Source organism: Lonepinella koalarum (assembly GCF_004565475.1).
Taxonomy (GTDB): domain Bacteria; phylum Pseudomonadota; class Gammaproteobacteria; order Enterobacterales; family Pasteurellaceae; genus Lonepinella; species Lonepinella koalarum.
In genome coordinates, this window is record NZ_SRHX01000012.1 from 14,754 (window position 1) to 33,376 (window position 18,623).

General features: G+C 39.9%; 19 protein-coding genes. 9 read left to right on the top strand and 10 right to left on the bottom strand.

Translation table 11 applies throughout. The annotated features are described in order from the left end of the window. Window positions 1-47: 47 nt before the first annotated feature. Window positions 48-308: a YfhL family 4Fe-4S dicluster ferredoxin gene (locus E0709_RS11210; RefSeq protein WP_132302596.1), complete on the bottom strand. Its 261-nt coding sequence runs from the start codon at window positions 306-308 to the stop codon at window positions 48-50. 67 nt (window positions 309-375) lie between these two features. On the opposite strand from E0709_RS11210, the gene E0709_RS11215 reads away from it, so the two are divergent. The 4 genes from E0709_RS11215 to E0709_RS11230 all read left to right on the top strand — a co-directional run bounded on the left by E0709_RS11215 (window position 376) and on the right by E0709_RS11230 (window position 4,990). After that, complete coding sequence (locus E0709_RS11215; protein ID WP_132302595.1) at window positions 376-1,119, top strand: ribonuclease T2 family protein; 744 nt, start codon at window positions 376-378, stop codon at window positions 1,117-1,119. 103 nt (window positions 1,120-1,222) lie between these two features. Beyond that, entirely contained in the window at window positions 1,223-2,398 is a 1,176-nt protein-coding gene (locus E0709_RS11220) for a phosphoglycerate kinase (protein ID WP_132302594.1), read from the top strand. A gap of 77 nt (window positions 2,399-2,475) precedes the next feature. Next, window positions 2,476-3,552, top strand: a complete 1,077-nt coding sequence (gene fbaA, locus E0709_RS11225) for a class II fructose-bisphosphate aldolase (protein WP_132302593.1) — start codon at window positions 2,476-2,478, stop codon at window positions 3,550-3,552. A gap of 187 nt (window positions 3,553-3,739) precedes the next feature. Then, window positions 3,740-4,990, top strand: coding sequence for an O-antigen ligase family protein (locus E0709_RS11230; RefSeq protein WP_132302592.1), 1,251 nt, complete (start codon window positions 3,740-3,742; stop codon window positions 4,988-4,990). Window positions 4,991-5,019: 29 nt separating this feature from the next. Here the strand turns inward: E0709_RS11230 and E0709_RS11235 are convergent, their stop codons facing one another. The 9 genes from E0709_RS11235 to E0709_RS11275 all read right to left on the bottom strand — a co-directional run bounded on the left by E0709_RS11235 (window position 5,020) and on the right by E0709_RS11275 (window position 14,925). Continuing rightward, on the bottom strand, window positions 5,020-5,379 hold the full coding sequence (locus E0709_RS11235) for a diacylglycerol kinase (protein ID WP_132302591.1): 360 nt from the start codon (window positions 5,377-5,379) through the stop codon (window positions 5,020-5,022). A gap of 15 nt (window positions 5,380-5,394) precedes the next feature. Next, complete coding sequence (gene relA / locus E0709_RS11240; protein WP_132302590.1) at window positions 5,395-7,626, bottom strand: GTP diphosphokinase; 2,232 nt, start codon at window positions 7,624-7,626, stop codon at window positions 5,395-5,397. Between the two features lie 14 nt (window positions 7,627-7,640). Beyond that, window positions 7,641-8,954 carry a 23S rRNA (uracil(1939)-C(5))-methyltransferase RlmD gene (gene rlmD / locus E0709_RS11245; protein WP_132302589.1) on the bottom strand — a complete coding sequence of 438 codons (1,314 nt, stop codon included), beginning with the start codon at window positions 8,952-8,954 and terminating at the stop codon, window positions 7,641-7,643. 9 nt (window positions 8,955-8,963) lie between these two features. Then, window positions 8,964-9,677 carry a DNA repair protein RecO gene (gene recO / locus E0709_RS11250; protein WP_165867238.1) on the bottom strand — a complete coding sequence of 238 codons (714 nt, stop codon included), beginning with the start codon at window positions 9,675-9,677 and terminating at the stop codon, window positions 8,964-8,966. Between the two features lie 141 nt (window positions 9,678-9,818). Further along, window positions 9,819-10,337, bottom strand: a complete 519-nt coding sequence (gene napF, locus E0709_RS11255) for a ferredoxin-type protein NapF (protein WP_132302588.1) — start codon at window positions 10,335-10,337, stop codon at window positions 9,819-9,821. A gap of 21 nt (window positions 10,338-10,358) precedes the next feature. Beyond that, entirely contained in the window at window positions 10,359-10,979 is a 621-nt protein-coding gene (gene dmsD / locus E0709_RS11260; protein WP_132302587.1) for a Tat proofreading chaperone DmsD, read from the bottom strand. Window positions 10,980-11,028: 49 nt separating this feature from the next. After that, window positions 11,029-11,862 carry a DmsC/YnfH family molybdoenzyme membrane anchor subunit gene (locus tag E0709_RS11265; protein WP_132302586.1) on the bottom strand — a complete coding sequence of 278 codons (834 nt, stop codon included), beginning with the start codon at window positions 11,860-11,862 and terminating at the stop codon, window positions 11,029-11,031. A 1-nt stretch (window position 11,863) separates the two neighbouring features. Next, complete coding sequence (locus tag E0709_RS11270) at window positions 11,864-12,481, bottom strand: DMSO/selenate family reductase complex B subunit (RefSeq protein ID WP_132302585.1); 618 nt, start codon at window positions 12,479-12,481, stop codon at window positions 11,864-11,866. 8 nt (window positions 12,482-12,489) lie between these two features. Continuing rightward, a complete protein-coding gene (locus E0709_RS11275) occupies window positions 12,490-14,925 on the bottom strand; it encodes a DMSO/selenate family reductase complex A subunit (RefSeq protein ID WP_132302584.1) in 2,436 nt (811 codons plus the stop codon). Window positions 14,926-15,300: 375 nt separating this feature from the next. Here E0709_RS11275 and rsmE point away from each other — a divergent pair, with 375 nt between their 5' ends. The 5 genes from rsmE (at window position 15,301) to E0709_RS11300 (ending at window position 18,577) form a co-directional block, all read left to right on the top strand. Next, on the top strand, window positions 15,301-16,032 hold the full coding sequence (rsmE, locus tag E0709_RS11280; RefSeq protein ID WP_132302583.1) for a 16S rRNA (uracil(1498)-N(3))-methyltransferase: 732 nt from the start codon (window positions 15,301-15,303) through the stop codon (window positions 16,030-16,032). 67 nt (window positions 16,033-16,099) lie between these two features. Next, window positions 16,100-17,008: a glycine--tRNA ligase subunit alpha gene (gene glyQ / locus E0709_RS11285; protein WP_132302582.1), complete on the top strand. Its 909-nt coding sequence runs from the start codon at window positions 16,100-16,102 to the stop codon at window positions 17,006-17,008. Window positions 17,009-17,078: 70 nt separating this feature from the next. Continuing rightward, complete coding sequence (locus E0709_RS11290; RefSeq protein ID WP_132302581.1) at window positions 17,079-18,101, top strand: PDDEXK nuclease domain-containing protein; 1,023 nt, start codon at window positions 17,079-17,081, stop codon at window positions 18,099-18,101. 52 nt (window positions 18,102-18,153) lie between these two features. Continuing rightward, complete coding sequence (locus E0709_RS11295) at window positions 18,154-18,336, top strand: hypothetical protein (protein ID WP_132302580.1); 183 nt, start codon at window positions 18,154-18,156, stop codon at window positions 18,334-18,336. Further along, window positions 18,329-18,577 carry a type II toxin-antitoxin system RelE/ParE family toxin gene (locus tag E0709_RS11300; protein WP_243640872.1) on the top strand — a complete coding sequence of 83 codons (249 nt, stop codon included), beginning with the start codon at window positions 18,329-18,331 and terminating at the stop codon, window positions 18,575-18,577. Before E0709_RS11295 ends, E0709_RS11300 begins: the two co-directional genes overlap by 8 nt. The last annotated feature ends 46 nt before the right edge of the window (window positions 18,578-18,623 follow it).

Sequence of the window (18,623 nt, forward strand, 5' to 3'; positions counted from 1 at the left end):
GAATAGCGTTATATTCGTCACCTCGTAGGCGAGTATGGGGGTAGTTATTATAATTTATCGGCGTGATGAATTAATACAAAGCGTTCCCAAAGTTCTTCTTGGCTTTCTATGTGGTCGGGATCGAGAATAATACATTTGGTGATCGGGCAAACTTTTTGGCAGGTTGGGGTATCATAATGTCCGACACATTCGGTGCAAAGGTTTGGATCAATTTCATAAATATCATCACCAATAGAGATCGCATCATTCGGACATTCCGGCAGACACATATCGCAATTTGTGCATTTATCCGTGATGAGTAACGCCATAACAATCTCGTGAGTGAACTAAAGTTGGCGATTATATAGAATTTTAATAACAATTTAAAGGTTAAAAATGACACAAAAACAGCAGAAACAACTTGTTCAACTCATTATTGTCGCTATCGGCTTGCTTATTTATTTTGCCATAAACTGGTTTAGCCGTGATGTTCAACACCAACCAACTCAACCGACCACCACAAAACAAGCTCAAAAACAAAATAATAGCAATGTAAAGGTGAATAAAAGTGCGGTGAATTTTGATTATGATTTTGTCATGTCTAACGATCCTATCGGATCCAATAAAAATGCCAACACTGATTATTATATGCTTGCATTATCTTGGTCGCCTGCATTCTGTCATAACCAACAAGAAAAATATGGCAAAAACCTACCTCAGTCTGCTCTTATGCAATGTGGCACACAACAAAAATATGGTTGGGTAATTCATGGGTTATGGCCACAAAATGCGAACGCTCAAAGTACGATTGATCATCCAAGATTTTGTCAAGGGGATTTGCCAGCAGTAGATTATACCATTATGCAAAAATACTTAGCGGAAAGTCCCAGCCTGAATTTACTCCAAGGCGAATGGGAAAAACACGGTGCCTGTGCCTTTGATTCGGCGGAACAATATTTTAAAAAACAACAAGATTTATACCGCAGTTTAGTGTTACCCACAGAACAAATGAACAAAAAAGAGTTGTTTCGTTGGATAAAACAGCATAATCCTGCCTTAAAAAATGCCTATTTAGGGGCAAGCCGTACTGAATTGTTCATTTGTTATGATTTAACATGGCAAGTGATAGATTGCAAATAACTCACAATAATTTGATCTAAAGCAGTTACAATAGCGAAAAGATCTCGTTATAATAGGATAGATTTACCGTTTTATATTATTTTTAACACAAGAAGGAAAAATTATGTCAGTAATCAAAATGACCGACCTTGATTTAGCAGGTAAACGTCTTTTTATTCGTGCGGATTTAAACGTACCTGTCAAAGATGGTAAAGTAACTTCTGATGCTCGTATTCGTGCCACTATTCCTACCTTAAAATTAGCCTTAGAAAAAGGGGCGAAAGTCATGGTCACTTCTCACTTAGGTCGTCCGACCGAAGGTGAAGCATGCCAACCAGAAGATTCATTACAACCTGTAGTTGATTACTTAAACAAGGTTTTAGATGTACCTGTTCGTTTAGTAACCGATTATTTAAATGGCGTTGATGTTAAAGAAAATGAAATCGTGGTGCTTGAAAATGTACGTGTTAATAAAGGCGAGAAGAAAAACGATCCTGAATTAGGTAAAAAATACGCCGCACTTTGTGATGTATTTGTAATGGATGCGTTTGGTACTGCTCACCGTGCGCAAGCATCCACTTATGGTGTGGCAGAATATGCACCGGTAGCTTGTGCTGGTCCATTACTAGCAGCAGAATTAGATGCCTTAGGTAAAGCGTTAAAAGAACCTCAACGCCCAATGTTGGCAATCGTTGGAGGTTCAAAAGTCTCCACTAAATTAACCGTGTTAGATAGCCTTTCAAAAATCGCTGACCAAATCATTGTTGGTGGTGGTATCGCCAATACCTTTATCGCAGCTGAAGGTAAAGCAGTCGGTAAATCCCTTTACGAAGAAGATTTAATCCCTGAAGCTCAACGTTTAGCTAAACAAACCAAAATCCCTGTACCCGTAGATGTACGTGTCGGTACAGAATTCTCTGAAACCGCACCAGCGACTGAAAAATCAGTTGATGATGTAAAAGCTGACGAATCTATTTTCGATATTGGTGACAAAACCGCTGAACAATTAGCACAAATCATCAAAGCATCAAAAACTATTCTTTGGAATGGTCCTGTTGGTGTGTTTGAATTCCCTAACTTCCGTAAAGGGACTGAAGTGATTTCCAATGCGATTGCTGAAGCCACTGCAAACGGAGCATTCTCCATTGCGGGGGGCGGTGATACGCTTGCGGCGATCGATTTATTCGGTATTAAAGATAAAATTTCTTATATCTCAACTGGTGGCGGTGCTTTCTTGGAATTCGTTGAAGGCAAAGTGTTACCAGCGGTTGAAATTTTAGAGAAACGTGCGAACGGTTAATTCATATTCACGGTAATGGGCGTATGCAATACGCCCCTACAAAAACTTGATTTTAAATTTAAAGAAGGAAAAACAACATGGCATTATTAGATATCGTAAAACCGGGCGTTGTGACTGGTGATGATGTTCAAAAAGTATTCGCTTACGCAAAAGAACATAACTTCGCTATTCCTGCGGTAAACTGTGTAGGTTCAGACAGTGTAAATGCAGTATTAGAAACCGCGGCTCGTGTCAAAGCCCCTGTTATTGTGCAATTTTCAAATGGCGGTGCAGCGTTCTATGCAGGTAAAGGTATCAAACCAACTAGCGGTACTCGCCCTGATGTATTAGGTGCTATTGCTGGTGCGAAACATGTTCATTCGCTTGCCAAAGAATATGGTGTACCAGTGATTCTTCACACTGACCACTGCGCAAAAAAATTGTTACCTTGGATTGACGGTTTATTAGATGCAGGTGAAAAACACTTTGCTGAAACAGGTAAACCATTATTCTCATCTCACATGATCGATTTATCCGAAGAACCTATTGCAGAAAATATGGAAATCTGTAAACAATACCTTACTCGCATGGATAAACTAGGCATGACCTTAGAAATTGAAATCGGTATTACGGGTGGTGAAGAAGATGGCGTTGACAACAGCGATGTTGATGAATCACGTTTATACACTCAACCAGAAGATGTGTTATTCGTTTACGACAGCTTAAACCCAGTTAGCCCACGTTTTACTGTGGCGGCTGCTTTTGGTAACGTACATGGCGTTTATAAACCGGGTAATGTAAAATTAAAACCATCTATTTTAGGTGCATCACAAGATTTCGTAGAAAAAGAACGTAATCTACCGAAAAAACCAATTAACTTCGTATTCCACGGTGGTTCAGGTTCAAGCCGTGAAGAAATCCGTGAAGCGATCGGTTACGGTGCCATCAAAATGAACATTGACACTGATACTCAATGGGCGGCGTGGGACGGTATTTTACAATTCTATAAAGCCAACGAAGCCTATCTTCAAGGTCAATTAGGTAACCCAGAAGGTCCAGATTCACCAAACAAAAAATACTACGACCCTCGTGTTTGGTTACGTAAATTAGAAGAATCAATGTCTAAACGCTTAGAACAATCTTTTGAAGATTTAAACTGCGTGAATGTATTATAATTGTTTAAAGTAAGTTAAAATATCACCGTACTTTTTCTTATTTGGGAAAAGTGCGGTTTTTTATGCCCTGCACTGGCGTACAGGGCTAGGCATGGTGACGATGCTCCGCATCTTAATAAACTGACAAGCCACAGCGTGGCGTAATATGCTTAACCCCGTACGCAAGTACGGGGGGAAAATCGGAAAAATGACAATATTAACTTTTATCAAACAAAATAAAATGCTTGCCTTAACCAACTCTGCGGTTGGGCTTTATTTTTTAATTACCTTACTATTTAAAGGCTCACATAATATCGGCTTTGCGTTGTTAGTCGCCACAGGAATTATTTTTGCCATTTATCATGTTGTAAAAAAACAGCCTGTTGATTTTATTCCACAAGATAAATGGATAACGACCAGCTTTGTATTTTATGTTTTAGTATTTTTGTTATCACTATTGGTTAATGGTGGCAAAATGAGTGAACTGGATAATCCAAGCCGCGCTTTATTAGTTTTACCCCTCATCTTATTATTTATTAAATATCCCCCTAGATTGACTGTTTTGTTAGTTTGTATTCCTATTGGTGCAGTGATTGCTGGCATTGTGGCATTAATTCATCGCTTTGTGTTGCATTATATCAGAGCATTTGAACACCAAATGCAGATTCAAGCCGGTGATATTGCCATGTCATTAGGTATGTTTAGCTTTGCTATTGCCTTATATTTTGCTTATAAAAAACAAACAAAATTGACCGCACTTTGCTTTATTGCTTCATTATGCGGTATTTTAGCCAGTTTACTTTCTACCGCTCGTGGCGGTTGGGTTGGTGTACCTTTTATTTTAGGCATGATCTTTTGGGTTTATCGTAAACAGCTATCGAAAAAAGTCGTCGGGATAGTTTCCACGGTGTTAGTGGTATTAATTGCCGTAGCCGTAATGATTCCACAAACCCGAATTACACAACGTCTTCAACAAATGGAACGAGATATTTCCGTTTATGTCGATAAAAATAACGCGGGCACTTCCCTCGGGGCTAGATTTGAGATGTGGAAAAGTGCAGTGTTAATGGCGAAAGAAAAACCCTTATTAGGTTGGGGAGCCGAAGGAAGTAATCAACAACGTAAAGAACAAGCGAAACAAAAATTAGTCCATCCTGTGGTAGGGAATTTTACCCACACCCATAATCAATATTTAGATGATCTTTCTAAGCGTGGTATTTTAGGATTATTCGCATTGTTCGGTGTTTTATTTGTGCCACTTGGTTATTTCTGGAAAAACATGGCATCACAACATGCTACGATAAAATTAACCGCACTTTTAGGCTCAATTCATATTATTTCAGTGATGTTTTACTGTTTAAGCCAAGGATTTCTTGCGCATAACTCGGGGACGATCTTTTATTTTCTTGTGACTATCATTTTTTATGGCACATTAAAACAGCAAATAAAACAAGCCTAACATTACGGCGGATAACTCTCCGCCTAATTTTAGCCCAAAATCATCAACGCCCACACGATGACAAAATTCACCATTGCCATAAACACCGCGGCAGATCCTTGATCTTTGGCTCTGCCTGATAATTCATGGCGTTCGGAACCAATGCGATCAACCGCACATTCCACCGCACTATTCAGCAATTCTGCCACCAATACGATTAAATATGCACCAAGCATTAAAGCAATCTCAAATTTATCTTTACCCAGCCCAAAAGCAAGGGGAACAATAAAAATCCCTAAAAACAATTCGTGGCGAAAAGCGGCTTCATTTTTCACCGCACTTTTTAAACCTTGCAAGGAATAGCGAGTAGAATTCATTAAATGGGTCAACCCCGTAGTTTTGTCTGTCATTTTTATTTTCTTTGTTTAAATCCGTTTAACATCAATTACATCATCCAGTTGAGCTAGACGAGCTAAGACTTTGCTTAACATTTCCACATTGCCTAATTCCAATTCAAGATCAATGGTTGCTACTTGACGTTTTCGGTCGGTACGACTTGAAACGCCACTGACGTTAATTTTATCATTGGCTAATACAGTGGTAATATCACGCAACAAGCCATTGCGATCACTGGCAAGCAATCGCACATTAATACTAAATGAACCTGAAAGTTCCGTTCCCCAACTGGTTTCAATCACACGTTCTTGATTTGCCATGCGTAATTTTTTGAGCTGCTCACAGTCGGCACGATGAATGGAAATACCACGCCCTTGCGTAATATAACCGACAATTTCATCACCCGGAATCGGTTGACAACAACGAGCAATATGGTGCATCAAATTGCCAACCCCATTAACCACCACATAGCCTTGTTTTTCCGATTTTTGGTTAGCATTAACCGTACTTTTTTGGCTGCTCTTTTGGCTAACATGGCGTAAAATTTCTTCATCCGCTTGCTCTGCCGTTGGCTTGATTAATTTGCTTTGCAAGAAATTAATCAACTGATGCAATTTAATATCACCACTACCTAAACCATTATATAAATCATCAATTTGTTTTAAATTATAACGTGGCAAGGCATACTGTTCCGCTTGTTTAAGGGTAAGATTTAAGCGGCTCAGTTCTGCCTCCAACATTTCTTTACCGAGTGGAATATTTTTATCCCGATCGAGTTTCTTAAACCACGCGGTAATTTTTGAGCGTGCCTTTGGCGTATGCGTGAAACCTGAATTTGGATTGAGCCAATCTCGGCTTGGATTTGGATTTTTTTGGGTGATAATTTCGATCTGATCGCCCATTTGTAGCTGATACGTAAACGGCACAATACGACCTGCTACTTTCGCGCCAATACAACGATGCCCTACATCACTGTGAATCGCATAAGCAAAATCCAGTGGGGTTGAACCTGTTGGCAAATCCACCACTTCACCTTTTGGGGTGAACACATACACACGGTCATCAAACACTTGTGTCCGCATTTCATCCAGTATTTCACCACTATTGGCAATATCTGATTGCCACGCTAACAATTTACGCAACCACGATATTTTTTCTTCGTAAGCGGAGATTGAACCTGTGGTACCTTCTTTATATTTCCAGTGCGCAGCTACGCCTAATTCCGCATCATTGTGCATTTGGCGGGTACGAATTTGTACTTCGATTGGCTTATCACCCTCACCCAACACAACCGTATGAATGGATTGATAACCATTCGGTTTAGGATTGGCAATATAATCATCAAACTGCTCTGCTAAATGCTGATAATGGGTATGCACAATACCAAGTGCGGTGTAACAATCCTGTAAATTTGGAACCAAAATTCGCACCGCCCTAATATCATACAATCCTTCAAATGCTAGATGTTTTTTCTGCATTTTGCGCCAAATACTGTAAATATGTTTCGGTCGTCCATACACATCTACACAATCAATAGCTTCGTGTAAATAACCCAACAGTTGATTGACAAAATCTTGAATATATCGCTCGCGGTCTAAACGGCGTTCAGCTAATTTATGTGCAATAATCCGATATTGTTCTGACTGTAAATTACGGAAACAATAATCTTCCAACTCCCATTTTAACTGACCAATTCCCAAACGATTGGCAAGGGGAGCATAAATATTGCTACATTCTTTGGCAGCGGCAATTTTTTCCGCTTTTGAATAGCGTTTATCTGCATCACGCAAATAAGTAATCCGTTCCGCTAATTTGATGATCACACAACGGAAATCGTCCACCATTGCCAACAGCATACGGCGGATATTGTCGATTTGTAGATTATTATTGGACTGGTTGGCGTTCAGTTGGCGAATATTATTCATTTCCAACACACCTTTGACTAGCTTACTAATTTTGCTGCCAAAATCTTCTTTTACTTGATCTATGGTGACAATCTTGGCATGCACCACAGGGAATAACATGGCGGCGAGTAAAGTATCCCCATCCATATTCAGACCATGTAGAATTTCCACCATTTCGACTCCGTCACGCAAATACCAATGACTATTTAAGAAAAGCAGCTCGGCATTCGCTCTTGCATATTGCCATGCCTTAGTGAGATCCTGTTCGATTTGTTCAGGTAAATCCAAGTTTTCACACCAATGGTGAATATTGAAATCTTTTGGATTTAACAAGTGAGAACCACGCACAGCAACCATAGTTTTTCCTTTCCTTATTTTTTCTCAAACAGCGAAATACTTTCTAAATGTCCCGTATGGGGAAACATATCAATCATTGCGACCTTGCTTAGGCGATAACCTGCGTTTAGTAAACTTTCCGCATCACGCACTAATGTGGCAGGATTACACGAAATATACAAAATCTTATCTGCTTGCAACTGACAAATGCTTTCAATCGCAAAAGCCGCACCACTACGGGGTGGATCGAGCAAAATTTTATTGAACGGTGTTTTCGCCCAATGTTGACTTAAAAACGGCTGATCCAAATCCCCTTGCTCAAATTCGACATTACAACAGCCATTTTGTTCCGCATTTTTGCGAGCTTTCACGACCATTTCTGCAACCCCTTCCACCCCCACTACTTTTCGTACCAACTGACTTATCGGTAAAGTGAAATTACCCATTCCGCAGAATAAATCTAGCACGTAATCAGTTTTGTTCAACGCCAACCAATGCAACGCCGTTGCCACCATCTGCTGGTTTAATAAGCGATTAATTTGAATAAAATCCCGAATATCAAACTGGAGCAACAAATCGCCAATTTGATAATAAGGTATCTCGCCACAAAGTTGTTGAATTTGCTGATCATCTTGAACAAACAACATCAATTTTTCCTGTTCCGCAAAATTTAACAGCAAACTGCGGTCTTTTTCACTCAAGTTTTTACTATAACGTAGTAACATGGCTATACCATTGTCTGCTAAAGTTAATTCAATATGCCCGAGTAATTTGGGTTGAGAAAATTGACGTAATAATGTGAGAAGTTTCGGCAATAAGTGATCCAGTGCTGGTTCAAGTACATCACATTGCTGAATATTCACTATTTGCGATGAGCTTTTTTGCCGAAAGCCGATGTCAAGCTGCTTAGTTTTGGGATTTACGTTCACACTCAACCGCACCCGACGACGATATTGCCAGCCGTCACCGACAATCATCGGCATAAACATAATGCCCTGCGGTTGCAATTTTTCTAAACGAGAAAACAACGCCTGTTGTTTAGCCAGCCTTTGCATGTCAAGCGGAATATGTTGACTCTGACAACCACCACAAGCCTGATACACTGCACACTGTGGTGCTTGCCGCCGTGAATTGGTATGTAAAATCTTCTTCGCGACCGCTCGCCCATATTGACGTTTTTCTTCTATAATTTCCGCTTGCACGGTTTCATTTGGCAACGCATTTTCTACAAACCACGTCTTACCATTCACTTTACCCACACCCAATCCCTGATAATCCAAGGATTGAATGGTCAATTCAAAGTGCGGTGTTTTTTTCGCTTTTTTTTCTGGGGTGTAAAATAATGCCATGCTGTTAAGTTATTTTAAATATAAAATATTTTGGCTAAACAATTCCCGACTTTTCAAAGGATTATTGCCAAGATAGGGTTTCAACGCCATTCGAGTAAATCGTTTCGCCGCTTTCAGTACATCTGCATCGGTAAATTCCAACGCCTGAAATGCTAATAAATCTCGTCCATAAAAGGTTTGGTTATTCTTTATCAAGGATGCAATAAAACCCTTTTCTTGCCGATATTGATAGGTCATTGCTACATCAATAGGTAAGCCAGATCCCGCACAATGTCCAAAATCTACGCCATAACCTAAAATTTGCAACAACTGAAATTCAAAGGTTCGCAACGCAGGTTCAACATTCTCGGCTTGAGCCAACATCATTAAACATTGCAAATAATATTGGAATAATAAGGGATTAGGTGTTTCCTGTTCAATCACCCGACAAAGTAGTTCATTCACATAGAAGCCACTAAACAACGCCGTTTGTTGCAACGGCAAGGCAATCGCCGCAGGCTCGGCTTTAGTCAAAGTTTTCAATTCCCCCTTGCCCGCCCAGCGTAACAACAGCGGTGTAAAAGGTTGCAATACACCTTTCCACGCTGACTGTTTCCGTCTTGCCCCTTTCGCCAACACCGTTAACCGTCCCGTTTCTTCAGTAAATAAATCCACTAACAAACTGGTTTCACTATACGCTCGGCGGTGTAAAACAAAGCCACGTTGCCAATTTTCGATGATCAAATCTCCCGATAAAAAAGTCACTCCATTTTAGCAGATCCTACAGAAAATTCATTGTAGTTTTTTTATCGCTAAGCAGCAAAGTTAGGGATCATTATGGTTAATGATTTTTGCCAACTGGACGACGGCTTATTTTATGATGCGTTACATACCTAACCGAATTGCATTCATAAAACAAGCTGACTGACATTCGCCACAGCCATTGCAACGGTTGTCATCAATGGTTAAATCAGGAGTAATTGCCTGTTGCGGGCAAGATAGTTGGCAGGTGGTGCAGGCTTGTTGTTGCTTTAATAAGCAGTCTGCATTGAAAACAGGGCGTAAGCCTGTATCTGCTTTAAAAGAGATATGTAATGCATTAGTCGGACAATGCTTGGCACATTCCCCACAGAAGGAACAACTGGTATAGCTTAAATCTAATACGGCTTTTTGATTTGCTACGGAAATTAGCCCTAAAGAACAGGCTGTTACACATTCACCACAACCGGTGCAAGCTGTCAAGAAAAGACTTTCTTTGGCTGCAAAAGGAGGACGAGCTATCGTCCGTTTGTTTGGCTGATCATTTTTTTCGATGGCATGCCACATGCTACGCAGCAGTCCGCGACGAGAAATCTGTTGGTGCGAAAGATAAGCCTGATAATAGCGTTGGTCTTTTGTTTGCATAATGATTATCCGCCAAAAGTTTTAAAAAAATAACCGCACTTTATTTGTCGTTAAACCAAGCTGCTGTTGCCAATAAGATAAAGTTTGCTGGCAAAGCTGAGCAACACCTTGATAGAAAAGAGAATCAGAGCTCGCCAGCAATTCAAAATAACGTGTTGACCAAGGCAATAAATGCTCAGTTAAATATTCTGCCAATAATTCGGGTTGTTGCTCTGCCAAGTAAGCTGTCAACATAAGCATTAAGCCAATGTGATCTTCGGGTTCTTCTGATGGCGCAATAAAGTTTATTCGATGCTGCCGCAAAAATTGACGTAATGTTAATAAAGATGAACCAAAAATCACCGCTTCAGGATCGAGATATACCGATCCCCATGGTGGAGCAAGCAACGTATTTGGACCAATAAATAACATCTGATATTGTTGCACTAACTCTTCTTCAGTGCGTTGTAAGCCTTGTTCAATATGGCTTACACTCGTTGAATTTGCTGTCACGCCGGTGGCTGGTTGCCATTCTTTCGCCCAATCAGCTTGTTGAAAAAAGGCCAAAATTGACCGCACTTTTGCATCATCAGGTGAATAATAAAGCAATGCACCGAGCATTTTACTGGCAATATTAATTTGCGTTAACAATTCTGTTTGCATAAAGTTATCCCACACCACCCACTAGAGAGCGGGTGGTGAATATTAAAAACTAACCACCCACTGCCATACCTGCAGTCATATGTAAGCTATAAAAAATAATCCGTCCGATCATTTCCGCTACCAATACGATGACAGCAGATAAATACCAATGCATGGTATTTTTGCCAACATACAGCAAACCACCACCAATAGCCAACAAACTGAATCGGCTGATTTGCCAAACCGCATAATGTGGCACTAACGCGGTTGCTTGCTGTACCGACGTGGTTATATGATTTAATTCCATGCCTTGATAAATCGCGACGATCATTGCTAAAAAGACAGCAAACAGATAAAGTTTCGGTGAGTAACGTAATACATAGCTTTTGTGTGGATTAGGTTGCCATAATGCATAACCTAAAGCACAACCACCAATGACAATAGTCAAGTAAAACTGCCAAGAAGTGAGTGAACTATTCCAAGTTGGTACCGTATCAATATGATAGACATTATTCATCATATACATAAACACCAACCCGCAAAGTGCGGTTAAAATTCGCAAAAATCTATCCATCGGTTCAGATAGCTTATTCAGTAAACTGAGCAACCAATAAATACCGGCAAAAGCAAAAAATACCGCACCACTGGCAATTTCATTGCTCAGCATGGATTCACCCACTCGGTTAAGGCTGTTAAATGCGCGTATTGGTGTGCCTAAATGAAGAATGGAAGCAATAAAACCGATGCCTAATAAGATCAATAAAACCAATAAGGCTTTATTTAAATATCGGCGACTAGATTGACTTTGGTTATTGGCAATCACACAAAAAATCAACCAAGCGCCTACCACACTTTGAGCGAGCACCGTAAAGATTACTAAGGGTAATTCGTGTAATCCGTTCATGTTACACCTCCCGTGGATTAGCTAAAAAGCCTGTTCGGTCACCCGTTAAACGCGCATTTTTATTGACTTTGATGACCAAATTAGGGTGCGTCAATTCAGCCGGTGGTAATGGCGCAATCGCCGCTTGATTGCCATATTTGGCACGTAATTCATCAATCGGCGCAAAATCCAATGCCCGCAACGGACAGGCCTCAACACAAATCGGTTTATAGCCGGCTTTAATGCGAGAATAACAGCCATCACATTTCGTCATATGCCCTTTTTTAGCATCAAATTGCGGTGCATCATAGGGGCATGCCATATGACAATAACGACAACCAATGCAAGTTTCTTCATCAACGATAACAAAACCGTCTGCATTTTTGTGCATAGCGCCCGTTGGACAAACTTTAGTACAAGCAGGATCACTACAATGATTGCAGGAAATAGACATATAATAAGCAAACACATCTTGATGCCAACAGCCATCATTATCTTGGGTCCAATTTCCTCCAGCATATTCATAAATACGACGGAAATTGACATCTGTGTCTAAATCTTTGTAATCTTTGCAAGCCAGTTCGCAAGTTTTACAACCTGTGCAACGCTCTGAATCAAAATAAAAACCATATTGTTGCATAACTCCCCCTAAATTTTCGCAATTTGTACCAGATTAGAATGTTGTGGATTACCTTTTGCTAGTGGTGATGGACGTTGTGTGGTAAGCACATTGATACAACCGGAATGATCGACGCGATTGTTATCAGGGGCATACCAAGCACCTTCTCCTAATGCCACCACACCGGGGATAATTCTCGGGGTCACTTTAGCATTAATATGTATTTCACCACGATCATTAAAAATACGAATTAAATCACCATTTTTAACACCACGAGATTGTGCATCAATTGGGTTAATCCAGATTTCTTGTGGATTAGCAGATTTTAAAACATCTACATTACCATAAGTGGAATGGGTTCGAGCCTTGTAATGAAATCCACTTAGTTGTAACGGATATTTTTCCATTAATGGATCACCATAATGCTCGAAGCTATCCACGTGAATAGGCAAAGGATGAATGACTTCATCTTTTGCCAACTTCCACGTTTGGGCGATTTCAGCAAGGCGTTCAGAATAAATTTCGATTTTTCCAGACGGTGTTTGTAATGGATTTTGTTCAGGATCTTCTCGAAAATCTTTATAGGCAATTTTAAAACCATTTGGATCGACTTTCTTGAAAATACCTTGTTGACGAAATTCTGCGAAAGTAGGCAATTCGGGGAGATTTTCCCGAGATTGCTGATAAAGATGTCTTAACCATTCTTCTTGTGTTCGCCCTTCGGTAAATTGTTGTTTAACGCCTAATTTCTCAGCTAACGCACTGAGCATATCGTAAAGATTACGACATTCAAAAGATGGCTTAACCACTTGATCTGCAAAAATAACGTAATTCATATTAGCCACATAGGCATCTAAACAAAAATCCATTTGTTCTGACGTCATACAGTCTGGCAATAAAATATCACTATACTTGGCAGTAGATGTCATGTGATTGTCAATGGTAATAATTAACTCACACTTGGATTCATCTTGTAAAATATCGTGCGTACGGTTAATTTGCGAATGTTGGTTAATTAAACAATTACTAGCATAATTCCAGATCACTTTGATCGGAGCAGACAATTTTTCTACACCACGAATGCCGTCTGTGGTAGCGGTCATTTCAGTTCCCCGTATGATGGCATCTGTCCACAAAAACATCGGGATACTCGCTTCAATGGGATTGGTTAAAGTTGGCATTCTCACAAATGGTACACCATAAGCACTTTCTCTTGCCCCAGTATTTCCGCCACTGATCCCCACATTACCCGTTAAAATTGGCAACATCGCGATTGCTCGAGAGATTATTTCTCCATTGCTACGGCGTTGCGGTCCCCAACCTTGCGCAATATAAGCGGGTTTAGTTTGACCAATTTCACGTGCAAGTTTAACAATGCGATCTGCCGGAATTCCCGTAATTTTGGCTGCCCAATCAGGGGTTTTAGCAATACCGTCATCACTTTGCCCTAAAATATAGGCTTTGTAATGGCTATTAGAAGCGGCAGATTTAGGGAGTGTTTTCTCGTCATAGCCTACGCAATATTTATCTAAGAAAGGCTGATCAACCATATTTTCAGTGATTAATACATAAGCCAAAGCAGAGACAAGTGCGGCATCCGTGCCGGGCCGAATTGGAATCCATTCATCTTCTCGTCCTGCCCCTGTATCGGTATAACGCGGATCGATAATAATCATCTTCGCTTTAGATTTTTCTCTGGCTTGTTCAATACAATAGGTTAAACCACCGCCACTCATACGAGTTTCACTCGGATTATTACCAAATAACACCACAAGTTTGGTATTTTCAATATCGGCTAACCCATTACCTAACACCCAACCACCACCATAGGTATAATCTAATCCTACAGCAATTTGTGCCGTACTATAATCGCCATAATGATTTAAATAGCCACCGATACAGTTCATTAAGCGAGCAATCAATGTCGAACCGGGAGGCCAAGACTTAGTTACGGTTCCCCCCAATGTGCCAGTACCATAATTTAAATAGATACTTTCGTTACCATATTCAGCAATATTTTTTTGCAAAGATTGAGCAATTTCAGTTAAAGCTTGGTCCCAAGAAATACGTTTAAATTTTCCTTCACCGCGTTTCCCTATACGTTTCATCGGATATTTTAATCGATCGGGATTATACACGCGTCTTCGCATTGAACGCCCACGTAAACAGGCTCTGACTTGATGATCTAAATTATAGGTTTCCGTACCAGTATTGTCTGTTTCAACATAGATAATTTGATTATCTTTGACATGCATACGCAAAGGGCAACGGCTACCGCAGTTCACCGTGCATGCACTCCATACAATTTTTTCTTCACTTTGCGTAGATTGAACATCTTTGGCTTGAGTAGTAAAAGGAATGGATAACCCACTGGTTGCTGCCAACGCAGTTAATCCGCTGGCTTTCACAAAATCACGCCGCTTTATTTGTGGCAAATTTTGCCCTGCTAATTTTGTTATGTCCATATTGTTTGTCCTAATAGATATAAAGGTAGATAAGTAAGATAAAAATAAAAACGTTATAAAAAGTAACGTTATTCTAAATATGGCATAATAGAACAATAAATGTTCTGATCTAGATCAATAAAATTGTGATATTTTATAATAAAATCATAATGTTAACCTTATTAATAATCGTTATCCTTTATATGTTATTTTTTTATTACAATATTTTTAATTTCAGTTAAAAATGCGGTGTATAATGTTAAAAATTTTTTCTCCACTTATATCATTGATTGCTTAAACTTCGTTTTATCCACTCCAGCAATCTTGAAAAAACCTTGTTTTTTTTCACCGCACTTTGCTTTATCATAATCATCACTTTTTTAATTTTGAAATATTATGAGAATACCCAGAATTTATCACCCCGCCCCCTTAGAAAACCAAACCACTTGTCAACTCAGCGAAGATGCTGCCAATCACGTTGGGCGAGTATTGCGTATGCAAGTGGGCGAAAAATTAGAGCTATTTGATGGTTCAAATTATATTTATTCCGCTCAAATTACCGAAAGCAACAAAAAAGCGGTAGTGGTAGAACTTTTAGATCGTCAACTTGATAACCGAGAAAGCCCATTGAACATTCATTTAGGGCAAGTGATCTCTCGTGGCGAACGGATGGAATTTACCATTCAGAAGTCGGTAGAATTGGGGGTAAATGTGATTACACCCTTGTGGTCAGAGCGTTGTGGGGTGAAATTGGATGCGGAGAGGATGACGAAAAAAATTCAGCAGTGGCAGAAAATTGCTATTGCTGCTTGTGAACAATGTGGACGGAATGTGGTGCCTGAAATTCGTCCAATGATGAAGTTGCAAGATTGGTGTGCGGAGCAAGATGGGGCGTTAAAGCTCAATCTGCACCCAAGAGCGAAGTATTCCATTAAGACCTTGCCTGACATTCCTGCGGCTGGCGTACGGTTGTTGATTGGATCAGAGGGCGGTTTATCGCCCCAAGAAATCAGTCAAACCGAACAACAAGGCTTTACCGACATTTTGCTAGGCAAGCGAGTGTTACGTACGGAAACCGCGGCGTTGACCGCCATTACCGCATTACAAGTGTGTTTTGGTGATTTATAACCGTTTTATCTTCATCAATTTTCCCGTATAATGCGGTGCAAATTTTCATTATTTTTTGAGATAACTTATGACAACAACTTTTAACGTAAAAACATTCCAAGGGATGATTTTAGCCCTGCAAGATTACTGGGCGAAACAGGGAGCAACCCTTGTACAGCCTTTTGATATGGAAGTCGGTGCAGGCACTTCGCACCCAATGACCGCTTTGCGTGCATTAGGGCCTGAGCCAATGGCATTTGCTTATGTACAGCCATCACGTCGCCCGACTGACGGTCGCTATGGCGAAAACCCAAACCGCTTACAACATTATTATCAATTCCAAGTAGTCATCAAGCCGTCCCCTGATAATATTCAAGAACTCTATTTAGATAGCCTAAAAATGCTCGGTTTTGACCCAACGCAAAACGATATTCGCTTTGTGGAAGACAACTGGGAAAACCCAACCTTAGGGGCGTGGGGCTTAGGTTGGGAAGTGTGGTTGAACGGAATGGAAGTCACCCAATTTACCTATTTCCAACAAGTGGGCGGTTTAGAATGTCGTCCTGTCACAGGCGAAATTACCTACGGTTTAGAGCGTTTGGCGATGTATATTCAAGGTGTGGACAGCGTGTATGACTTAGTTTATTCAGACGGTTCGTTAGGCAAAACCACCTATGGCGACGTGTTCCATCAAAACGAAGTCGAGCAATCTGCCTACAATTTTGAATACGCCGACACTGATTTCTTATTTCAATGTTTCGATCACTACGAAAAAGAAGCCAAAGCCCTGTTAGAATTAGAAAAACCGTTACCACTGCCCGCTTACGAACGCATTTTAAAAGCTGCACACAGCTTTAATATGCTCGATGCACGCAAAGCAATTTCGGTAACGGAACGTCAGCGGTATATTTTACGCATTCGTACCTTAACCAAAGGTGTGGCGGAAGCCTATTACGCCAGCCGTGAAGCGTTGGGATTTCCGGGGTGTAAGAAGTAGGTGAGATTCGGGACGCAGTGCGTTCCGAATTGTGCAGTCACTGATTGCAAAATCTAAATAGAGAAACAAAATGCCGAATTTGCCACAAACCAACAATACGCTATTTAGCCAAATTGCCGAAATTATTCATCAGGCAAGAAACCAAGTTCGCCAAACGGTCAACGTAGCGATGGTGCAATCTTATTGGGAAATCGGTCGGTTAATTGTTGAGAATGAACAACAAGGTAATCAAAGAGCCGATTACGGTAAATATGTATTGCAAGATTTGTCAAAACGCTTAACAGAAATGTTTGGAAAAGGGTTTGGCGTATCTAACTTACGCAATATGCGTCAATTTTTCTTGGCGTTTCCAATTCGCCACGCAGTGCGTAGCGAATTAAGTTGGACACATTATCGTAGTTTGATACGGATTGAAAATAATCAAGCACGTCAATGGTATTTAAATGAGGCTATTGAACAACATTGGTCGGCTCGAGCCTTAGAGCGCCAAATTTCTGTATTGTATTACGAACGTTTATTAGCAAGTCAAAACAAAACGCCAGTGATTACCGAAGCGGAACAAAAAACCGAAGAACTAAAAGAAACCATTGAAGATTATTTGCGTGATCCTTATATTTTGGATTTCTTAAATCTACAAGATGGCACTTATCAAGAAAATGATGTTGAGCAAGCCATTATCAACAATTTGCAACTGTTTTTGTTAGAGCTTGGCAAAGGTTTTGCTTTTGTGGAACGCCAAAAACGAATTCGTTTTGATGATGAAGATTTTTATATTGATTTGGTGTTTTACAATTTCAAACTCAAATGCTTTTTGTTGATTGATTTAAAAATCGGCAAATTAAAACATCAAGACATAGGGCAAATGGATACCTATGTTCGCTTATTTGATCAAGAAATTAAAGGAGCAGATGATAATCCAACTATCGGCTTAGTATTATGCAGTGAAAAAAGCGAAGCAGTGGCGAAATATTCAGTTTTGGCAGATCGCAAGCAGTTATTTAGTGCCAAGTATTTACCGTTTTTACCAACGGAGAAAGAGCTGGAAGAACAGATTACTAAGGCGAGATTGGCTACACAGTGCATGGAGAATTAGTGAGTGATATAATTTACATATGTTGTCATCTAAAATTTAAGGGAGAATACAAATGTTATTCCAAAAAGAAAAAGGCTACGATGAATTTTTAGCAGAGCAAATCAAACAAGCACGAGAAGATATTCAAGCAGGTAAAGTGCTTACACTAGCCGAATCAAAGGCTCGTACCCAAGCTTTGCTTGAGCGAAAAGCAAGAGAATTAGAGCAAACTCAGCAAGGTACGATTTATGCCTAAATTGATTTTGACTCAAAAAGCACAGAGTAATTTAGACAAAATAATTGAAAACATTGTTGATTATACAGGCTATGAACTTAGCGGCATAAAACTATCAAATGATTTATATGAGAAAATGGAATTAATTGCTTTTATGCCCACCATTGGGCGTTGTCGAGATGATGGTTCACTGGAAACATTTTGTCGAAATTATCGGATGTTTACGAAATTATTGATGATATTGTTTACATTGAAACCATAATTCATTGTAGTAGATTATATCCTAGACCTTAATAGAACGTATTTAT

Bases quoted from the DNA above. Each gene is read 5' to 3' on its own strand.
- E0709_RS11265 (WP_132302586.1), bottom strand. From the start codon at position 11,862: ATGAACGGATTACACGAATTACCCTTAGTAATCTTTACGGTGCTCGCT.
- E0709_RS11295 (WP_132302580.1), top strand. From the start codon at position 18,154: ATGTTATTCCAAAAAGAAAAAGGCTACGATGAATTTTTAGCAGAGCAA.
- relA (WP_132302590.1), bottom strand. From the start codon at position 7,626: ATGGTTGCTGTGCGTGGTTCTCACTTGTTAAATCCAAAAGATTTCAAT.
- E0709_RS11230 (WP_132302592.1), top strand. From the start codon at position 3,740: ATGACAATATTAACTTTTATCAAACAAAATAAAATGCTTGCCTTAACC.
- E0709_RS11220 (WP_132302594.1), top strand. From the start codon at position 1,223: ATGTCAGTAATCAAAATGACCGACCTTGATTTAGCAGGTAAACGTCTT.
- E0709_RS11275 (WP_132302584.1), bottom strand. From the start codon at position 14,925: ATGGACATAACAAAATTAGCAGGGCAAAATTTGCCACAAATAAAGCGG.
- dmsD (WP_132302587.1), bottom strand. From the start codon at position 10,979: ATGCAAACAGAATTGTTAACGCAAATTAATATTGCCAGTAAAATGCTC.
- E0709_RS11290 (WP_132302581.1), top strand. From the start codon at position 17,079: ATGCCGAATTTGCCACAAACCAACAATACGCTATTTAGCCAAATTGCC.
- E0709_RS11270 (WP_132302585.1), bottom strand. From the start codon at position 12,481: ATGCAACAATATGGTTTTTATTTTGATTCAGAGCGTTGCACAGGTTGT.
- rsmE (WP_132302583.1), top strand. From the start codon at position 15,301: ATGAGAATACCCAGAATTTATCACCCCGCCCCCTTAGAAAACCAAACC.
- E0709_RS11235 (WP_132302591.1), bottom strand. From the start codon at position 5,379: ATGACAGACAAAACTACGGGGTTGACCCATTTAATGAATTCTACTCGC.
- E0709_RS11215 (WP_132302595.1), top strand. From the start codon at position 376: ATGACACAAAAACAGCAGAAACAACTTGTTCAACTCATTATTGTCGCT.
- E0709_RS11210 (WP_132302596.1), bottom strand. From the start codon at position 308: ATGGCGTTACTCATCACGGATAAATGCACAAATTGCGATATGTGTCTG.
- fbaA (WP_132302593.1), top strand. From the start codon at position 2,476: ATGGCATTATTAGATATCGTAAAACCGGGCGTTGTGACTGGTGATGAT.
- glyQ (WP_132302582.1), top strand. From the start codon at position 16,100: ATGACAACAACTTTTAACGTAAAAACATTCCAAGGGATGATTTTAGCC.
- E0709_RS11300 (WP_243640872.1), top strand. From the start codon at position 18,329: ATGCCTAAATTGATTTTGACTCAAAAAGCACAGAGTAATTTAGACAAA.
- napF (WP_132302588.1), bottom strand. From the start codon at position 10,337: ATGCAAACAAAAGACCAACGCTATTATCAGGCTTATCTTTCGCACCAA.
- rlmD (WP_132302589.1), bottom strand. From the start codon at position 8,954: ATGGCATTATTTTACACCCCAGAAAAAAAAGCGAAAAAAACACCGCAC.